The following is a 20,788-nucleotide window of genomic DNA, read 5'->3' as shown; positions in this document are numbered from 1 at the left end:
TTCTCCTTACATCAAGGCGCTTGCGCTTTTCTTAGAAATGGAGGTACAACGTGGATAGTAACAATATCGAAAGAATATATCGATTGACCCCGATGCAAGAGGGGATGCTTTATCATAAGCTACTTGATGAACAATCGACCAGCTATTTTGTGCAAAATGTGATTGAATTAACCGGCGATGTCCATTTGGATTTTATTAAGGCAAGCTTGCAATTATTAACGAAGAAACATTCTGTCTTACGCACGAAAATATTTTATAGAAAGATCAAAGATCCTCGCCAAATCGTCTTAAAGCATGAGGAAATCGGGGTGCGAAGTCTTGATTTTCGGCATTTTTCAGTGCAAGAGCAAGAAGAACAGCTGGAACAATTGAAGAAGCAAGATGTTCAACAAGGATTTGACTTGGAAAAAGATGTACTGATGAGAGTCATAGTTGTGCGCTTATCAGAGTCTACCTATAAGATGATTTGGAGTTTTCATCATATTATTATGGATGGCTGGTGCATGTCTCTTGTTGTAAAAGACTTTATGGCTTATTATGACGAGTTAATCAAGGGGAAGCAGTTGGGTGAATTAACAAGAGAAGTAGAGGACAGCTCAAGAAGCCTAGCTAAATACGAGGAATATATTCAATGGCTTTCTAAGCAAAATAAAAATAAAGCTTTACATTATTGGAAAGAGTTGCTTCAAGACTATTCCAATGATGTAAAGCTCGGTTTAGGGTACAAAAGACCAGATCCTGTTGATACACAGATTTGTCAGACTTCTATCAAACTAGAGAAAGACTTGAATGATAAGCTTTCAGCATTAGCCGTACAATTACAGGTAACAGAAAATACTATAGTGGAAGCTGCTTGGGGAATCCTTTTGCAAAGACTTACAGGGGAAAAGGATGTTGTTTTTGGTAAAGTCGTTTCCGGTAGAAATGCGAATATCCGAGGAATTGAAGAGGTTGTTGGCTTGTTCATAAATACGATTCCTGTGCGCGTAGAAAATAAGCAGGAGACAAAGGTACAGGAACTTGTCCATACATTGCAGGCACAGGCCGTTGAATCTGGACAATATGATTACTGTTCTTTACCCGAAATTCAAGCGCAAAGCCAGCTCAAAGGAAATCTGATGCAGTCAATTCTCGCCTTTGAAAATTATTATGCAGATAATGAGCCGCAGCAATTCGGTGGTCTTTCATTTCAAGTGGAAAACTTAATAGAACAGACGAACTATCCGCTTTCGTTTATTGTTTTTCCTGAAGAGACATTGCGCTTTGAAATTATGCATGACCCTAATGAATATTCACAAGAAGAAATCGAGCATATATTGCGCAATATGCAAAATATTATTGAAAAAATGGTTGAGAAGCCTGATGAAAAGGTTAATCAATTAGATGTGCTCTTACCGGAAGATGAAAAGCAAATCATTGATGCTTTTAATCCAGCAGTTACTTCCTATCCAAAAGAAAAGCCGATCCATACGCTATGGCTGGAACAAGTCCAACGCTATCCGGAACGGGAAGCAGTGGTGACGGCGAATGAACGTGTAAGCTATGCAGAATTAGAGCAACGTGCCAATCAATTGTGGGGCGAATTGCAGCGTACTGGCGTGAAATCGGGGAGCTTAGTCGGGATTGTCACAGAGAAATCGGTTGACATGGTCGCAGGCCTGCTCGCGATTCTGAAACATGGCTGTGGCTATGTACCACTGGAGGCTGATTACCCCGCCAAACGATTACACCAAATGATGGCGGACTGTCAAATTGAGACCATTTTATGTGGGGAGCGGCACTGGACCGCGTTCAAGGACATCAATGTCCCGCAGCTTCTCTCTCTTCATGGAAACTATCAAGAAGGGGGACAGGAAAGCAAGGGAAGCGCACATGATGCCGCCTATGTTATCTTCACCTCCGGTTCTACAGGACAACCGAAAGGGGTCATCGTGGAACATCACAATGTGGTGCGGTTGGTGAAAAATCAAGACTATGTGGCGCTGGAGTCCGCTCGCGTATTACAAACCGGTGCGCTATCCTTTGATGCTTCCACATTCGAAATATGGGGTCCGCTTCTCAATGGCGGTACGGTTGCGTTAGTGGAGACCGATATTGTGACCGATCCGGCTCAATTACGAGACGCCCTGGAGACCTATGCGATCAATACGATGTGGATGACAGCACAATTGTTTAATAACCTCGTCGATTTGGATGTGGATGTGTTTACGCCGCTGGAGTCACTCCTAATAGGTGGAGAAAAACTGTCAGAAGCACATGTGGAGCGATTCCTCGCTCACCATTCCATCCAATTAATAAATGGCTATGGCCCAACAGAGAATACGACGTTTTCGCTTTATTATCCAATACAACCAGGGGATACCCGGCTGCCAATTGGCCGACCGCTCCAGCACAGTAGTGCCTATATCCTGCAAGGCGAGCAATTATCTGGGATTGGGATGCCAGGCGAATTATGTGTCGGCGGCGACGGAGTGGCCAGAGGTTATCTGAACCAACCAGCGCTCACTGCTGAGAAGTTTGTCGCCAATCCGTATCAACCAGGTGACCGACTCTACCGCACAGGGGATTTGGCGAGATGGCTGCCAGATGGGACGATCGAATACCTGGGGAGAATCGATGACCAAGTAAAGATCCGTGGCTACCGGATTGAACCAGGTGAAATTGAGCAAGTGATCAAGCAACAGGCGGGGATTCAAGATGTCGCAGTTTTAGTGCAAACAGCCCCAACGGGGGAACCCTTCCTTGCGGCTTATGTCGTATATCAAGACAGGGTCGAGCGACCTGACCCAGACCAGCTTAAAACCCAATTGCGAACAGCATTACCGGATTATATGATCCCAACAACCGTGACCGAGATGGACCAGTTGCCTGTCACGCGCAATGGCAAATTGGATCACCAAGCCTTACCAGTGCCAACCTTCACCAGTTCTACTAGGTATGTCGCACCGAAAAATGAACGGGAAGAAACGCTTGTTGAGATTTTCCAAACCGTGCTAGGAGTCGAGAATATCAGCACGACTGATGATTTCTTTGCACTCGGCGGCCATTCTCTGCGTGCCACTCGACTCGTCAATGTGATCGAGGCACAAATGGGCATCCGTTTGCCTTTAAAAATGATCTTTGACGCCCCGACGATTGCCGAACTGAGTGAACAAATCGAGCAGCTAGAAGCCGATCAGTCCTATGAACCGATCCCAGCTGCACCTGCACAAGAGTATTACAAGATGTCTTCTCCGCAGAAGCGCTTGTATATTATCCAAGCGATGGAAGGAGCCGCGACGGCCTATAACATCCCAGGGGTGCTGGAAATGAAAGGCACGGTCGATCGTGACAAGATCGAAACGGTTTGCCAGCAGCTAGTCGACCGCCATGAAATCTTACGCACCAGCTTCCACCTCGTGGAAGGAGAGCCAGTACAAAAAATAGCGGATACGGTATCTGTTCAGGTGGAGTATGAAGAAAACGATGAGTTGACAGCCGCGACGGCTTTAGCAGACTTTGTTCGTCCTTTCAATGTCGAACAAGCTCCGTTGTTTCGTGTGAAGGTGGTGCAAGGAACCAAGCAAGCTTACTTGTTGTTTGATTTGCATCATTTGATTGCCGATGGGGAATCAATCAATCTATTAACCAAAGAATTTTCCAAACTGTACCGGGGGGAATCCTTAGAAAAACAAACGGTGCACTATAAAGATTATAGTGAGTGGATGCAGCACAAAGATCTGCAGGCACAAAAGGCCTACTGGGTCGACCAATTCCGGGAGGACATTCCGATCTTAGATCTGCCAACAGATTTTCCACGACCAGCTAAGCAAAGCTTCCGTGGAGCTACGTGGCCAGTAGAGATGACGCAAGAGATCAAACAAGCGGTCCAAACCCTTACGCGCCAAACGAACACAACAGAATATATGGTCTTTTTAGCCGCCTTTATGGTGTTATTACAAAAATACAGCGGCCAAGAGGACATCGTTGTAGGCAGCCCGATTTCGGGCAGGACTCATCGGGATACCGAAGGGATGCTTGGTATGTTCGTCAATACCTTAGCACTGCGCGGACGTCCAACCAAAACGAAGACCTTCGGTGAATTTCTAACAGAAATTAAACAGACGACATTAAACGCCTATGAGCATCAGGAATATCCGTTTGAAGATTTAGTTGAAGCAGTAGAGCCAACACGCGACCTATCAAGAAACCCATTATTTGATTGTATGCTGATTCTGCAGAATCAAGGACAAGAAGAGCTGGATTTTAGCAATGGTGAAGCCGATATCGAGGAACATACAACTGTCGCCAAATTTGATCTCACTTTAAATATTGACATAACAGAAAAAGGTTACTTAGGAAAATGGGAATACTCTACTGAGCTTTTCCAAGCTGAAACCATTAAACGGATGGCTAACCAGTTTCATTTTCTATTATCATCTCTAGTAAAAAATGAAAGTAAGAAAATCAAAGAGATTAATATTTTATCACAGGAAGAGACTCAGCAGCTTCTTCATGGCTTTAATTATACAAAGGGAGAATTTCCAAAGGAGAAAACAATTGCTTCCTTGTTTGAGGAGCAGGTTAAGCGGACTCCGGAACAGACAGCTGTTATTTTTAAAGGTCAAAAACTGACATATGAGGCTCTTAATCGAAAAGCGAACCGCCTAGCAAGAACGATCAAACAACAAGGAAATAAGCATTCAGTGGTGGGAATCCTTATGAATCGTCAACCGGATATGTTTGTTGCAATTATGGCGGTCCTAAAAGCAGGAGCAGCATATTTGCCTATTGATCCAACATTTCCGAGTGAACGAATCAAGTATATGCTCACAGATAGTGAGGCGAAAGTTTTATTAACAGACACAAGCGGCGAGGAGAAAATAAGCGATCATTTTCATGGAACGACGGTAAACTTGGATCAAGCTGATCAATATAGCGAGGATTCTTCCAATATTGTGATTGATACGAATGCTGAAGAATTAGCTTATCTTATTTATACATCTGGTTCCACAGGTAAGCCGAAGGGGGTTATGATTCAACATCGGTCGATTGTCAATTTAATCGAGGGAATAACAAAGGCAATTGACTTTACCCCAGGAAAAAGGATTTTAAACATTACGACGATCTCATTTGATATTTTTGTGGTTGAATCCCTTTTGCCATTAGTCAAAGGGATGCAAATTGTGTTAGTAGATGAAGAGCAGCAAAAGGATACGGCGCTGATTCGCGAAGCCATCGCGAAACACCAAGTCAATATGTTGCAGCTTACTCCTTCCAGAATGAAGGGAATGCTGGACAACGAAGGAAGATTCCCAGACGACTTTCGCTCATTAACAGAAGTAATCGTAGGGGGAGAAGCTTTACCACAAGGCTTGTCGAATAAGCTATTACAGCAGTTTCATTGTTCTATTTATAATTTATACGGACCATCAGAAACGACAGTATGGTCTACTATGAAGAAGCTTCATGTCGGTGAAAAAGTGACGATTGGAAAGCCAATCTTAAATACAGATATCTACATCGTAGATGAAGAGGGATCGATCCAACCGATCGGAGTGAAAGGCGAACTTTGTATTGGCGGAGAAGGTGTAGCCAAAGGATATTGGCAACGACCAGAATTAACGGCGGAAAAATTTGTGATTCTTCCTCATATAAGTGAACAGCGGATCTATCGAACTGGGGATTTGGCAAGATGGCTGCCTGATGGCAATGTTGAATATTTAGGCAGACTGGATCATCAAGTGAAAATTCGCGGGTTCCGAATTGAACTTGGAGAGATTGAACATGTCTTAAAGAGAAAAGCTCATCTTCAAGATGTGGCCGTGATAGCAAGAAATGACGAGATGGAAGAACAGGTCTTATGTGCTTATTATGTGGAAAATCCTGATCAAGCTCCGCTGAATGAGGCAGATATAAAAACAAGCTTAGGAACAGAATTACCGGATTATATGATTCCTACGTATTTTGTCAAAATGGATCACTTCCCTCTTAATAAAAGCGGAAAGTTAGATCGCCATGCACTACCTGAACCAGATTTCACACCAACTACTACCTATGTAGCACCGCAAAATGATACAGAAGCGATGGTAGTGGAAATTTATCAAGAGGTACTTGGCAGAGAGGAAATCGGTGTAAATGACCACTTTTTCCAAGTGGGAGGACACTCCCTGCGGGCGACACGAGTCATTAATCTAATCGAGACGAAACTGGATGTTCGCTTGCCATTAATCACCATTTTTGAATATCCAACAGTCAGACAGTTAAGTGAGCAAATTCTTAAAAGGAAATCTGCTGTTTACCACACGATTACAAAAGTGGGGGAGCAGGCGTACTATCCGGTTTCCTCCCAACAAAAACGTCTTTACTTGATCCATGAAATGGGCGAGCAGGGAACCGTTTATAATATGCCAGCACTGCTTGAGATGGCGGGACAGCTGGATCGAGAAAAGGTTGAGCGAGCATGCGCTCAATTAAGCGCACGTCATGAAGCCTTACGGACAACCTTTACGACAGTGGATGGTGAACCAGTCCAGCATATTGCCTCTGCTCTGCCTATAGAAGTAGAATGGTCTGAGCATAAAAGCTTGAATGAAGCAGAAGCTCAGGCTGCATTTACCGATTTTGTACGTCCATTTGATCTTGCCCATGGTCCATTATTTCGGGTGAAAGTGTTGCAAGGTCCGACAAATAGTTATTTGTTCTTTGATATGCATCATATTATTTCAGATGGAGAATCGATCAACATTCTCACAAAGGAATTTTCGGAGCTATACAATGGCACCGAGCTAGCGCCTCTTACGGTCCACTATAAAGATTATAGTCATTGGCTGGCGCAAAAGGATTTGCAAGCACAAAAAGACTACTGGGTCACTGAATTTGCGGATGAAGTGCCGGTATTGGACTTACCAACAGATTATCCGCGCCCAAGAAAACAAAGTTTTCAAGGTGCGACCCTTTCATTTACATTAGGGGAAGAGATCAAGAAAAGCGTACGCAAGCTGTGTGAGAAGACCGATACAACCGAATATATGGTGTTCCTTTCTGCCTTTATGGTGTTGTTGCAAAAATACAGTGGCCAAGAGGATGTTGTCGTAGGAAGTCCGATCTCTGGCCGTCTGCATCATGACACAGAAACCATGCTGGGTATGTTTGTCAATACATTGGCGATGCGCGGACAGCCAGAGGGAGAGAAAAGCTTCAATCAATTTTTACAGGAGATGAAAGAAACTACAATACAAGCCTATGAACATCAAGAATATCCGTTTGAAGAGTTAGTCGAGCAAGTCGATGTTCAACGTGACCTGTCACGCAACCCGATTTTCGATCATATGCTTGTCCTGCAGAATCAGGAAAACAATGAGTTGCCTTCTCATCACAAGGGATTTCGTAGTATCGATCATGATTCCACGATTGCAAAATTCGATTTAACTTTGAATATTGATATTGAGCAGCAAGGCTATGTTCTGCAGTGGGAATATTGTACGGCGTTATTTCAGGAGCAGACGATCCGCCGGATGGCTGAGCGAATGACGTATTTATTACAGTCATTGAGTGAACAACTCACGCAACCAATAGAGGAAATTAGTCTGATAACCGAAAAAGAACGTCAACAAGTGCTGGCTGATTTTAATCCGGCGACCACTTCCTATCCAAAGGAAAAAACGATCCATGCGTTATGGCTAGAACAAGTTCAACGCCATCCACAGCGGGAAGCGGTAGTTACGGCAAACGAACGTGTAAGCTATGCAGAGTTAGAGCAACGTGCCAATCCGTTGTGGGGAGAATTGCAACGCAACGGTGTGAAACCGGGAACCTTAATTGGGATTGCTACAGAGAAATCTGTTGATATGATCGCAGGCCTGCTTGCAATTTTGAAGCATGGATGTGGCTATGTGCCGCTTGAGGCTGATTATCCCACCAAGCGGCTGCACCAGATGATTGAGGATTGTCAGATTGAGACAGTTTTATGTGGGGAGCGCCACTGGACTGAGCTTGAAGCAGTCGGGGTGTCACAGCTTCTTCCTCTCCATGGAGACTATCAAGAGGGGAAAACGGAAAGCAAAGGCAGCGCGAATGATGTAGCCTATGTTATTTTTACCTCCGGTTCTACAGGACAACCGAAAGGGGTAATGGTGGAACATCGCAATGTCGTGCGGTTGGTGAAAAACCAAGACTATGTGGAGCTGGAGTCTGCTCGCGTATTACAAACCGGTGCGCTATCCTTTGATGCCTCCACATTTGAAATATGGGGACCACTTCTCAATGGCGGCACAGTCGCTTTAGTGGAGACCGAAATGGTAACAGATCCGCTTCAATTACGAGGCGCGCTTGAGACCTATGCAATTAACACGATGTGGATGACGGCGCAGTTATTTAATAATCTCGTCGATTTGGATGTGGATGTATTTGCTCCGCTGGACTCTCTCTTAATAGGTGGAGAAAAACTATCGGAAGCGCATGTAGAAAGATTTCTAGCCCGCCATTCCACGCAGCTAATTAATGGCTATGGCCCAACAGAAAATACGACGTTTTCGCTTTATTATCCAATACAACCAGGGGATACCCGGCTGCCGATTGGCCGACCACTCCAGCATAGCAGTGCCTATATCCTTCAAGGAGAGCAATTAGCCGGGGTCGGCATGCCAGGCGAATTATGTGTCGGGGGCGATGGAGTCGCCAGAGGCTATCTTAACCAACCAGTGCTCACTGCTGAGAAGTTTGTCGCCAATCCGTATCAACCAGGTGAACGACTCTACCGCACAGGCGACTTGGCAAGATGGTTGCCAGATGGGACGATCGAATACCTAGGGCGAATCGATGATCAAGTGAAGATTCGTGGCTTCCGTATTGAACTAGGTGAAATTGAGCAAGTGATGAAGCAACAGACGGGGATTCAAGATGTCGCAGTCTTGGTGCAAACGGCACCGACCGGCGAACCTTTCCTTTCTGCTTATGTTGTATACCATGATAGGACCGAAAAACCTGATCCAGACCAACTAAAGGCACAATTGCGTTGGGAATTGCCAGATTATATGATCCCAGCGACTGTGACCGAGATGGACCAGTTGCCGGTTACACGTAATGGAAAATTGAATCATCAAGCCTTACCAGTACCAACATTCACCAGTTCAACAGCCTATGCAGCACCTGAAAATGAACGGGAAGAATTGCTTGTCGCCATTTATCAAGAAGTACTAGGGTTAGAAAAGATTGGGATTGATGATCCTTTCTTTGAGATTGGTGGAGACTCTATCAAAGCGATTCGTATTATTTCGAAAATGCGTGAGGTTGGATTTGAACTTGATTATGAAATGATGTTCCAAGAAAAGACAATTCGAGGAATCGCTAATAAGTTAAAAAACGTAGCAGCCGATCAGTTAGCTGAGTCGCAAAAAACAATCAATGGCTTATACGAATTATCGCCAATTCAACACGAATTTTTAAATTGGTCATTTCCAAAGCCACATCATTTTAATCAAGCCATCATGCTCTATACTCAGGAAAAGCTTGAAGACAACATGGTTGATTCTGTGCTCAATGAATTAGTCATTCACCATGATATGCTGAGAGCTGTATTGGCAGATGGAAAACAACGGATTCGCCGTGCAGATGAGGATAGCCTCTATAAATTAAAGGTCTATGATCTTGAACATATTACGAGTGAGGATGAAATAAGAACACAAATCGAGGGAGAATGTGAAAGCATTCAAGCTTCGATAGATTTGGAAAATGGCCCCTTATTCCAAGTGGCCCTGTACCACACATCCGAAGGCACTCATCTTTTTATCTGTGTACATCACTTTGTCATGGATGGTGTTTCTTGGCGAATTTTACTGGAAGATTTTACTATTGCCTATTCTCAACTGCAAGAGAAGGAGCAAGTAAAATTACCGCTTAAAACAATGGCTTATCCGGATTGGCAGCAAGCCCTTATTGCCCATGGTGAAACCTATGTGGCGAGACAGGAAATCCCTTATTGGGAAGGGGTTGTCGATACATTACAAACGATAGCCAATCCATCGTTTGTTGAAAAAGGACAAGATTTGTTTAGCTATGATATTGAGATATCAGAGGAATTTACTTCCTCCTTATTATATGAGGCAGGAAGAGCCTATAATACAGAAATCAATGAGTTGCTTTTATCGGCATTAGGTTGGGCACTCTACAAAACGGCTGGAATCAAACAAGTCGGTATTGAACTGGAAGGACATGGGAGATATCCACTCGAACAATCGGTAAATATCGATCGAACAATCGGTTGGTTTACCAATATTTACCCAGTGATTCTAGAGGCTGTGCCAGACGATATCGGACAGACCATTAAAGAGATAAAAGAACGGCTGCGCAATGTCCCTAACAATGGCTTGACATACGGGGTCTTCAAGCATCTAGTTGAGACCAAGATTCAGGATAAACAAAAGCAACTTCCATTAGGGATTAGCTTTAATTATTTAGGCAATATCCATGAAAACGAAAGCGGAATGTTCGAAAGTTCCACGCTCCATCCAGGAAAGATGAGTGCGGACGAGAACGATCATGGAAAGTCTATGACGATTAATGGTGTCATAGAACAAAAAAGATTACGATTTACAATTCAATTCCGATCATCTTCTCATGATCAAACGCTGATGAAGGCTTTCTGCACCCATTTCGAAGATGCCTTAAAAGCTGTTATTAACCATTGTCTGACGGTGGAAGAAGGACAGTTTACGAAATCTGATTACGGCGATCATGTCGAATGGGATGAAAATGAACTAGAGGATGTTCTTGAATTATATGTAGGTGAAGAAAATGACTAAACCACGACGATCTTTAAGAGAAAATCTATTTAAAAATAAATTTTTATTCATTAGCACGATTATCATCTCTATCTTGTTAGCTTGTTTTAATATAGGTCTTGCCTTTATTCTAAAATGGCTAGTTGATATTAGTGTCGATGGAACCACTAGCGAATTAATTCGCTTAGTTCAGATGGTAATTGGTTTCTTAGTTCTCTATTTATTGCTGAGTATTACCCACTATTTGTTGAAAAATAAGTATATAAAAAATGCACTCACGAGGTACAAAGAAGTGATCTGCCAAATTATTATTCGGAAAGATTTAACTGATTTTAAGAAGAAAAATACTGGCAGCTATATTTCCGTCATCAGTAATGATGTGAAAACAATTGAAACAGATTATGTACAAGGGAATTTAATCCTTGTTACACAAATAGCGTTATTTATTCTCGGGTTAGCAGCCATGTTTTATTTAAATGTGTTAGTGGCGATTGTTGTACTGATCTTGAGTTTAGTACCGATTATCGTGTCCGTTGTGTTTAATGGAAGAGTAGCTTTTCATCAAACTGGTGTCTCTGAGAAAAACGAAGGCTTCACAACAACCATTAAAGACTTTTTCAATGGTTTTACAGTGGTAAAGAGCTTTGGAATTGAAAAGGAAGTTTCCAATGCGATCTCTGATGCCAATCAAAGTTTAGAAACAAAGAAACGAACCTTTAATAATCTCACAGACTTAATCAATAGTTTGACAGAGGTATCTGGTTTTATGGCAGTTGTCGGGACATTCTCATTCGGAGCTTACCTTGCGCTAAACGGAAAATCAACCGCAGGGGATGTAGTAGCCTATATCCAATTGTTGAATTATTTATTAGGACCGATCGCGATCGTGGCAGAGTATCTGCCTAAACGCAAAGCTGGATTGGTCCTGAGTGACAAAATCGATCAAATGCTCTTAACAGAAGAGAAGGAAGATAAAGGAGAGAAAAAAGAAGAATTTGCGGATAAGATCCGTTTCCAAGATGTTTCCTTCACTTTCAAAGATAGCGAGAATCAAGTATTGTCTGACCTTAATTTTGAATTGGAGAAGAACAAATCCTATGCAGTTGTTGGGTTAAGTGGAAGTGGAAAATCCACCTTGTTGAATCTATTAATGGGGTACTATGACAACTATGATGGGCGGATTTTACTTGATGATACGGAGCTGCGCGAAATTGATCCTTCTAGTCTGTATCAACTTATTTCGATGATTCAGCAAGAAATCTTTATGTTCGATACACAAATTGAGAACAATATAAAATTATTTAAATCCTATTCAGATGAGCATCTACAGAATGCCATTAGCATGTCAGGATTAGAGCCATTGATGGAGAAAAAGGGACCGGGTTTTCAGTGTGGTGAAAATGGATCACTTTTATCTGGAGGAGAAAAACAAAGAGTGTCGATTGCAAGAGCTTTAATTAAAGGGACGCCAATTCTCTTGTTAGATGAAGCAACCTCATCTCTTGATAATGAAACCTCGACAGCAATCGAAAAATCGATTTTAAATATTGAAGATATTACGAGGGTAATTGTGACCCATAAATTAAATGGGGCCATGCTAGCTCGTTATGATGAAATTATTATGATGAAAAATGGCAAAGTTGTAGAAAAAGGATCATTTGAAGAGCTCATCGACCAAAAAGGATTTTTCCATGCTCTTTATCATGTCACACATTGAAGAAACGAGGCTGGGACATAACTAAAAAGCTAAGCTCCAAAGCCCAATAACGCATTACCTCAGCGGTGGAATATAGCGGGAAGTGGGAGTTCGGCAAGACCTCGGAAGACGAAGCCTGAGGAGACTTGCCACACCCGCGATTCTGGAGCGGGTTGTATGCAAAATACTTTGGTCCCAGTCTCCCTTCATTAAATCGCTCGTATGAAAGGAAGAATATAAATGGTGAAAACGGCTAAAAATCGTGTAATCGAAAAAATTTATCCGTTAACGCCTATGCAAGAAGGAATGCTTTTTCACAAAATGTTCGATGAAAAATCGACTAGCTATGTTGTTCAGGAAGTGATGTCGATAAAGAAGCAGCTTGATGAACAACAAGTGAAAAAGTCTCTGGAGCTGTTAAGCATAAGGCACCGAATTTTACGGACAGCTGTTGTCTATAAAAAGGTAAAAAAGCCACAGCAAATTATCTTATCAAACCGAAAGATCGAAATGGAGACCATCGATCTAAGTGATTTAGACCCGGCTGCAAGAAAAGAACAAGAGCAAGAAATAACGCAAGAAGACATTAAAAGAGGCTTTGATCTAGAGAAAAACTCCCTCTTACGGTTGAAAGTGATCAAGAATGGGCCATCGGATTATAAAATTATCTGGACTTTTCATCATATTATTTTAGATGGATGGTGTTTATCGATCATTTCTTCCGACTTCATGAAGTATTATCTTGCTTTGCAGGAAGGAAAGCGGTTTGACGTATTAGCGGAAGAAGTGCGTCAAGAAGCGAATCGTTTACCTGATTTTGAAGATTACATCAAATGGTTAAGAAAGCAAGATGTGAATAAAGGGTTCAGCTATTGGCAAAAACTTTTAGAAAATTATTCGAATGTGGCAACGATTCCGCCAGATGGTTCTATTTCACAGGAAAAAGTCGAAAACAACCAAGTGGTAGTAAGCTATAGCGAGGAACTTAGTCATGATATTCAACAGCTTTGTACCCAAAATGACATTACAGTCAATACATTGTTCGAGGTAGCCTGGGGGATTTTATTACAAAGATATACTCAGTCTAATGATGTTGTGTTTGGAAAAGTCGTGTCAGGAAGAAATAGTGATATTGAAAATATTCAGGAGATGGTAGGTTTATTTATTAATACCATTCCTGTTCGTGTGACAAGTCATGCCGATGATTATTTTGAAAAAATCGCGCAAACTGTTGCGAAGCAAGCTATCGATTCTACTCCATTTGACTACTGTCCATTGGCCACAATTCAGCAAATGAATGATTTAACATTCGACACTTTGATGGTGTTTGAAAACTATTATGTGAAGAATAAAATTGATGACCAGTTTATCGTAACCGAGAAATTTCGCGAGGAGACCAATTATCCGATCAGTCTAGTCATTCAAAAGTCTGATGTATGGGTGACATCGATTATGTTCGATACGGAAAAATACAGTTCGAATGAAATAAAAAGGATCCTCCAACAGTTTAAACTGCTTATCGAGGACATTGTCCGTTACCCTGCAAAAAAGATAGATTCGTTGAATGTTGTGGGAGCAGCGGAAACTGAAGAATTACTGCATGGGTTCAATCCATCTCCATCCGTCTATCCAAAAGAAAAGCCGATCCATACGCTATGGCTGGAACAAGTCCAACGCTATCCAGAACGGGAAGCGGTGGTGACGGCGAATGAACGTGTAAGCTATGCAGATTTAGAGCAGCGTGCCAATCAATTATGGGGCGAATTGCAGCGTACTGGCGTGAAATCGGGGAGCTTAGTCGGGATTGTCACAGAGAAATCGGTTGACATGGTCGCAGGCCTGCTCGCGATTCTGAAACATGGCTGTGGCTATGTGCCGCTGGAGGCTGATTACCCCGCCAAACGATTGCACCAAATGATGGCGGATTGTCAGATTGAGACCATTTTATGTGGGGAGCGACACTGGACCGCGTTCAAGGACATCAATGTGCCACAGCTTCTCTCTCTTCATGGAAACTATCAAGAAGAGGGACAGGAAAGCAAGGGAAGCGCGCATGATGCCGCCTATGTTATCTTCACCTCCGGTTCTACAGGACAACCGAAAGGGGTCGTCGTGGAACATCACAATGTGGTGCGGTTGGTGAAAAATCAAGACTATGTGGCGCTGGAGTCCGCTCGCGTATTACAAACCGGTGCGCTATCCTTTGATGCCTCCACATTCGAAATATGGGGTCCGCTTCTCAATGGCGGTACGGTTGCGTTAGTGGAGACCGATATTGTAACCGATCCGTCTCAATTACGAGACGCCCTGGAGACCTACTCGATCAATACGATGTGGATGACAGCACAATTGTTTAATAATCTCGTCGATTTGGATGTAGATGTGTTTACGCCACTGGAGTCACTCTTAATTGGTGGAGAAAAACTGTCGGAAGCACATGTGGAGCGATTCCTCGCTCACCATTCCATCCGATTAATAAATGGCTATGGCCCAACAGAGAATACGACGTTTTCGCTTTATTATCCAATACAACCAGGGGATACCCGGCTGCCAATTGGCCGACCGCTCCAGCACAGCAGTGCCTATATCCTGCAAGGCGAGCAATTAGCTGGGATTGGGATGCCAGGCGAATTATGTGTCGGCGGCGACGGAGTGGCCAGAGGCTATCTGAACCAACCAGCGCTCACTGCTGAGAAGTTTGTCGCCAATCCGTATCAACCAGGTGACCGACTCTACCGCACAGGCGACTTGGCGAGATGGCTGCCAGATGGGACGATCGAATACTTGGGGAGAATCGATGACCAAGTAAAGATTCGTGGCTACCGGATTGAACCAGGGGAAATTGAGCAAGTGATCAAGCAACAGGCGGGGATTCAAGATGTCGCAGTTTTAGTGCAAACAGCCCCAACGGGGGAACCCTTCCTTGCGGCTTATGTCGTGTATCATGACAGGGTCGAGCGACCTGACCTAGACCAGCTTAAAACCCAATTGCGAACAGCATTACCGGATTATATGATCCCAACAACCGTGACCGAGATGGACCAGTTGCCTGTCACGCGCAATGGAAAATTGGATCACCAAGCCTTACCAGTGCCAACCTTCACCAGTTCTACTAGGTATGTCGCCCCTAAAAATGAACGGGAAGAAACGCTTGTTGAGATTTTCCAAACCGTGCTAGGAGTCGAGAATATCAGCACGACCGATGATTTCTTTGCGCTTGGCGGCCATTCTCTGCGTGCCACTCGACTCGTCAATGTGATCGAGGCACAAATGGGCATCCGCTTGCCTTTAAAAATGATCTTTGACGCCCCGACGGTTGCCGAACTGAGTGAACAAATCGAGCAGCTAGAAGCCGATCAGTCCTATGAGCCGATCCCAGCTGCACCTGCAGAAGAGTATTACAAGATGTCTTCTCCGCAGAAGCGCTTGTATATTATCCAAGCGATGGAAGGAGCCGCGACGGCCTATAACATCCCAGGGGTGCTGGAAATGAAAGGAACGGTCGATCGTGACAAGATCGAAACGGTTTGCCAGCAGCTAGTTGACCGCCATGAAATCTTACGCACCAGCTTCCACCTTGTGGAAGGAGAGCCAGTACAAAAAATAGCGGATACGGTATCTGTTCAGGTGGAGTATGAAGAAAACGATGAGCTGACAGCCGCGGCGGCTTTAGCAGACTTTGTTCGTCCTTTCAATGTCGAACAAGCTCCGTTGTTTCGTGTGAAGATGGTGCAAGGAACCAAGCAAGCTTACTTGTTGTTTGATTTGCATCATTTGATTGCCGATGGGGAATCAATCAATCTATTAACCAAAGAATTTTCCAAACTGTACCGGGGGGAATCCTTAGAAAAACAGACGGTGCATTATAAAGATTATAGTGAATGGATGCAGCACAAAGATCTGCAGGCACAAAAGGCCTATTGGGTCGACCAATTCCGGGAGGACATTCCGATCTTAGATCTGCCAACAGATTTTCCACGACCAGCTAAGCAAAGCTTCCGTGGAGCTACGTGGCCAGTAGAGATGACGCAAGAGATCAAACAAGCGGTCCAAACCCTTACGCGCCAAACGAACACAACAGAATATATGGTCTTTTTAGCCGCCTTTATGGTGTTATTACAAAAATACAGCGGCCAAGAGGACATCGTCGTAGGCAGCCCAATTTCAGGCAGGACTCATCGGGATACCGAAGGGATGCTCGGTATGTTCGTCAATACCTTAGCGCTGCGCGGACGTCCAACCAAAACGAAGACCTTCGGCGAATTTCTAACAGAAATTAAACAGACGACATTAAACGCTTATGAGCATCAGGAATACCCGTTTGAAGATTTAGTTGACGAAGTAGAGCCGATACGCGACTTATCAAGAAACCCATTATTTGATTGCATGTTGGTTTTGCAGAATCAAGGGCAAGAACAACTTACTGTTAAACAATTGGCCCATCAAGATGTCATACAGGAGAGCCAGATTGCCAAATTTGATCTAACGTTCACCATTGATATGACAGAAAATGGTTATTTATTAAATATAGAATATTGTACAGATCTTTATAAGGAAGAAACGATTGTTCGTCTAGCTAATCAGTATATACAAATGCTCACCGCACTCCCAAGTGATCTTCATAAAACATTAAACGCATTGGATTGTTTGCCAGAACAAGAAAAAAGACAAGTATTGTATGAATTTAATGATAATCAAGTGATCTTTCAGGAAGAAAAGTCGATCAAGGATTTAGTGGAAGAACAGGTGGAGAAAAGGGCGAATGAAGTAATCTTAGAACAAGGGGATCAGCAACTTACCTACGCAGAATTGAATAAGAAAGCAAACCAAATTGCGAATCATTTACGAGCACTTGGAATTGGCAAGAATGATCTTGTTGCCTTTTCTTTATCAAGAAGCCTTGACCTAATCGCAACGATTTTAGGGATATTGAAAAGTGGCGCTGGATTTTTACCGTTGGAACATCAATATCCACAGGACCGTTTAGAATTTATTATCAAGGATAGTCAGGCAAAGGCTCTTATAACAGAGGAAGATGCCCCGCAAATCGATACAGGAGAATGTCTAGCACTTGCTCTGCCAAGTCTGTTGCAAGGTTCGACTATCGATGATCCAGGAATTTCGATTGATATTGATCAACTTTGCTATTGCATCTATACATCAGGCTCTACTGGTATGCCAAAAGGGGTGAAAATCTCTCATCGCAACCTAGTCAATTATTTACAATATTGTGAGCAAGAATATGTCACAGGCCAAGCCATCATGCCGCTTTTTACAAACATTGGTTTTGACTTGACGATGACCTCTATTTTTATTCCCCTGTGCTTTGGCGGAAAATTAGTCATATATACGGAGGGGATCGAAAAGGATATTTACTCTGTTTTTCAAAATAGAGAGCTCACGATGATCAAATTGACACCATCTCATCTGGCAATTGTATGTGAACCAAACAAGCGCCAAGTATTACCGCAGTTGCAAAGCCTTATTGTCGGCGGGGAGGAATTGTCAGCTAAAATAGCGCAAGCCGCTCTTACTCAATTTGGAGAGCATATCCACATTCATAATGAATATGGACCGACTGAAACAACCATTGGTTGTTGTGATTATATTTATAAACCAACAGATTCATATGTAAATGTGTTGATTGGTCAAGGCATTGCCAATATGGAAATCTATCTCCTAGAAGGAGAGCAATTATGTGGGATTGGCATGCCGGGAGAAATTTGTGTCAGTGGCTTGGGCGTTTCCGAGGGCTATTTAAATCGACCGGAATTAACGGCAGAAAAATTCATCTCCCATCCACTTCTCAAAGATAAAAAGATCTACCGGACGGGAGATTTAGGAAGATGGCTTCCTGATGGTACACTGCAATTTTTAGGGAGAATGGATGATCAAGTTAAAATTCGAGGAAGAAGAATTGAACTACAAGAAATAAGCCATTTGCTTTTAGCCCAACCCGGTGTGCAGGAAGCGGAAGTAGTTGTGAAAGAAAATCAGCTCGGCGATCAGCAGCTTTGTGCATATCTAATTATGAGTGATACTGAACTTAATGAGCATAGGATCAAAGAAGCACTAAGTCAACAATTACCGGATTATATGATCCCAACCTATATAAGTAAAGTAGATAAGTTTGAACTAACTTCCAATGGAAAATTAGATAAGCAAAAGCTTCCAGAACCGAATGTAATCGAAAAAACACCGTACAAACCAGCTAATACAGAAATTGAAAAAACAGTTGTGACGATTTTAGAAGAAGTATTAGGCGTTGAAGGGATTGGAATCCATGAAAGTTTCTTTGAATTAGGAGGAAACTCTTTAAAAGCGATAAAATTCGTTTCTAAATTAAGGGAGCATGGATTTGAAGTCAGTGTTATTCAATTATTCAATCTCAAAACAGTTGAAAGAATAGCAGCACTGATAACGGAGAGCCAAGAGCAGGATCAAAAGGTTGATCAGCTTCAAACATTAGGGCTAAATTCTGATGAAATAAAGCTAGTGGATACAAGCCATGGAACAGTTGTATTGGTAGAAGATGCGATTCTAGAGAGCAGAAAGGCCGAAATCGCTCAATTCTTTGGCAAAGCGAATTCGATCGCTGCTCACTATTTATTCCCACTTTCCTTTGATCCTGGTGAAGGAATGCGACAAGGGCAATCATATGTGGATGCTATTTTGCAGCAGCATTATCGGCAGATTCCCGAGCGGGAATTACTAGAAAAGGCACAAACAAAATTAGCTGGCTATACTGAATATTTTCAAGCTAAGCCATTTCCAACTAGAAAACCGTTATCGGCTATTCAAAAATTGTCTTATACAATGGGGATCCGATCCAGCTTTGCGGAAATCCATTTTCAGGAAAAGATCCATGTTCCTAAACTAGAAAAAGCAGTGGTAGCGTTATTGAAACGACATCCGATACTACGTACACAAATCAATATAAAAAAGGAAGAACTTATTGAAGTCGACTGTCCTGCCCAATTAAATATTCCGTTTTTGGATTTGACGTATGTGACAACGACTATAAAAGAAAGGATCGTTCAGCAAGTAATCAGTATGTACACTGATTTTGATCAGGATGATTATTTTGCTGGAGATCAGTTAATGGCTAAGTTTATTTTAATAAAAAAAGACGAAAGAGATTATCGACTTATTCTCTTGTGCAGTCATCTTGTATTTGACGGTTTTAGCCAGGATATTTTGAAGCATGAGCTAGTAAGCCTGTATAAGGAAGAAGCAATCCAAGCTCCTAAAACGCATTATGATTATGGAAACTATATAGAGCAGATCCAAAAAGGTCCGCAAGCTACAACGCAAGAGGAGATCTATCAAAAGCTTGAATTGGCTGATTTTAAACAGGCGGTTAAACAGTATCAAAAACTCGTGAAACAAGTAGATTTTGAACAGGTCCGATATACATTCCGTTTAAATGAAGAGGAAAGGGCTCCATGGGAGCAGCATCCGATTGAATTGTCTGAACGACTTTATGTGAAGGTGTTACAGTATTTCTTCCCAGACCTAAAAATCCCTATGCTTGTTGTCCATAATGGAAGAAAATACTTGGATCAAGAGTATTATAATTATATTGGAGAGTTTATTGATTTTATTCCTCATGTTGTGGATGTCAATCAAGATCAATCGATTATGGGACAAGTAACGGATAAATTACAGTTTATGCGTGAACATAATATTAATATGGCTACACTATTTTCTGAACTGAAATTGCAATGGCGATATCCGAAAATTCTCGGAGCCTTTACAAAATTAAATCCAAGAAATATTACAATTCCGATTCATAATCAGTTGATGTTATTTGAACAGGTTCAAGATTATGAAGACATAGATATTGACTTACTGAACACTTCTCAGGAAGAATTTAAAGACCAGAACTTTATAAGCATATTATGCTATCAGGATAAAATCCAAATTAGCACATTTTGCATAGCAGGCCAAACCGAAGGGTTAAAAAGGTATTTAGAGAAAGAAATAAGCGTTATGTAAGAGAAGAGGCTGGGACAAAAGTGTTTTCCAAAGAAAAAGAACTGGTAGGGAGCTTATATTCGCTCCGGAAATATACTTCGCTTTCCTTGGGCGAGTGGCAAGCCTCCTCAGGCTTCGCCTTCCGGGGTCTTACCGGACTCTCACTTCCCGCAGGAGTTTCCGTATATTTCCTCCGCTAAGGTAATACATTGTTCTTTTTTGGAATTTAGCATTTTTTGTCCCAGCCTCTCTTTTGAAAATGAAAAAACATTAATTCTGGATGAATCGGCTGTATGCCTCTATCAAAAGAAATTTCACTTTACTTTTCTCATATTTTTAGTAAAATGCCAACATT

3 protein-coding genes are annotated in these 20,788 nt (G+C 42.4%); all 3 read left to right on the top strand.

Going from position 1 to position 20,788, the window contains the following annotated elements; genetic code table 11:
- Positions 1-50: 50 nt before the first annotated feature.
- The 3 genes from KI375_RS10940 to KI375_RS10930 all read left to right on the top strand — a co-directional run bounded on the left by KI375_RS10940 (position 51) and on the right by KI375_RS10930 (position 20,454).
- Positions 51-10,781 carry a non-ribosomal peptide synthetase gene (locus KI375_RS10940; RefSeq protein ID WP_212973533.1) on the top strand — a complete coding sequence of 3,577 codons (10,731 nt, stop codon included), beginning with the start codon at positions 51-53 and terminating at the stop codon, positions 10,779-10,781.
- Positions 10,774-12,477: an ABC transporter ATP-binding protein gene (locus KI375_RS10935; RefSeq protein ID WP_212973532.1), complete on the top strand. Its 1,704-nt coding sequence runs from the start codon at positions 10,774-10,776 to the stop codon at positions 12,475-12,477. Before KI375_RS10940 ends, KI375_RS10935 begins: the two co-directional genes overlap by 8 nt.
- Positions 12,478-12,696: 219 nt before the next feature.
- Positions 12,697-20,454, top strand: a complete 7,758-nt coding sequence (locus tag KI375_RS10930) for a non-ribosomal peptide synthetase (protein WP_212973531.1) — start codon at positions 12,697-12,699, stop codon at positions 20,452-20,454.
- Positions 20,455-20,788 lie beyond the last annotated feature (334 nt).

The organism is Bacillus sp. J14TS2, from assembly GCF_018333015.1.
Taxonomy (GTDB): Bacteria; Bacillota; Bacilli; order Bacillales; family Bacillaceae_C; genus Lederbergia.
The sequence above is the reverse complement of the archived record's forward strand: the minus strand, read 5'-3'. Positions and strand labels throughout refer to the sequence as shown.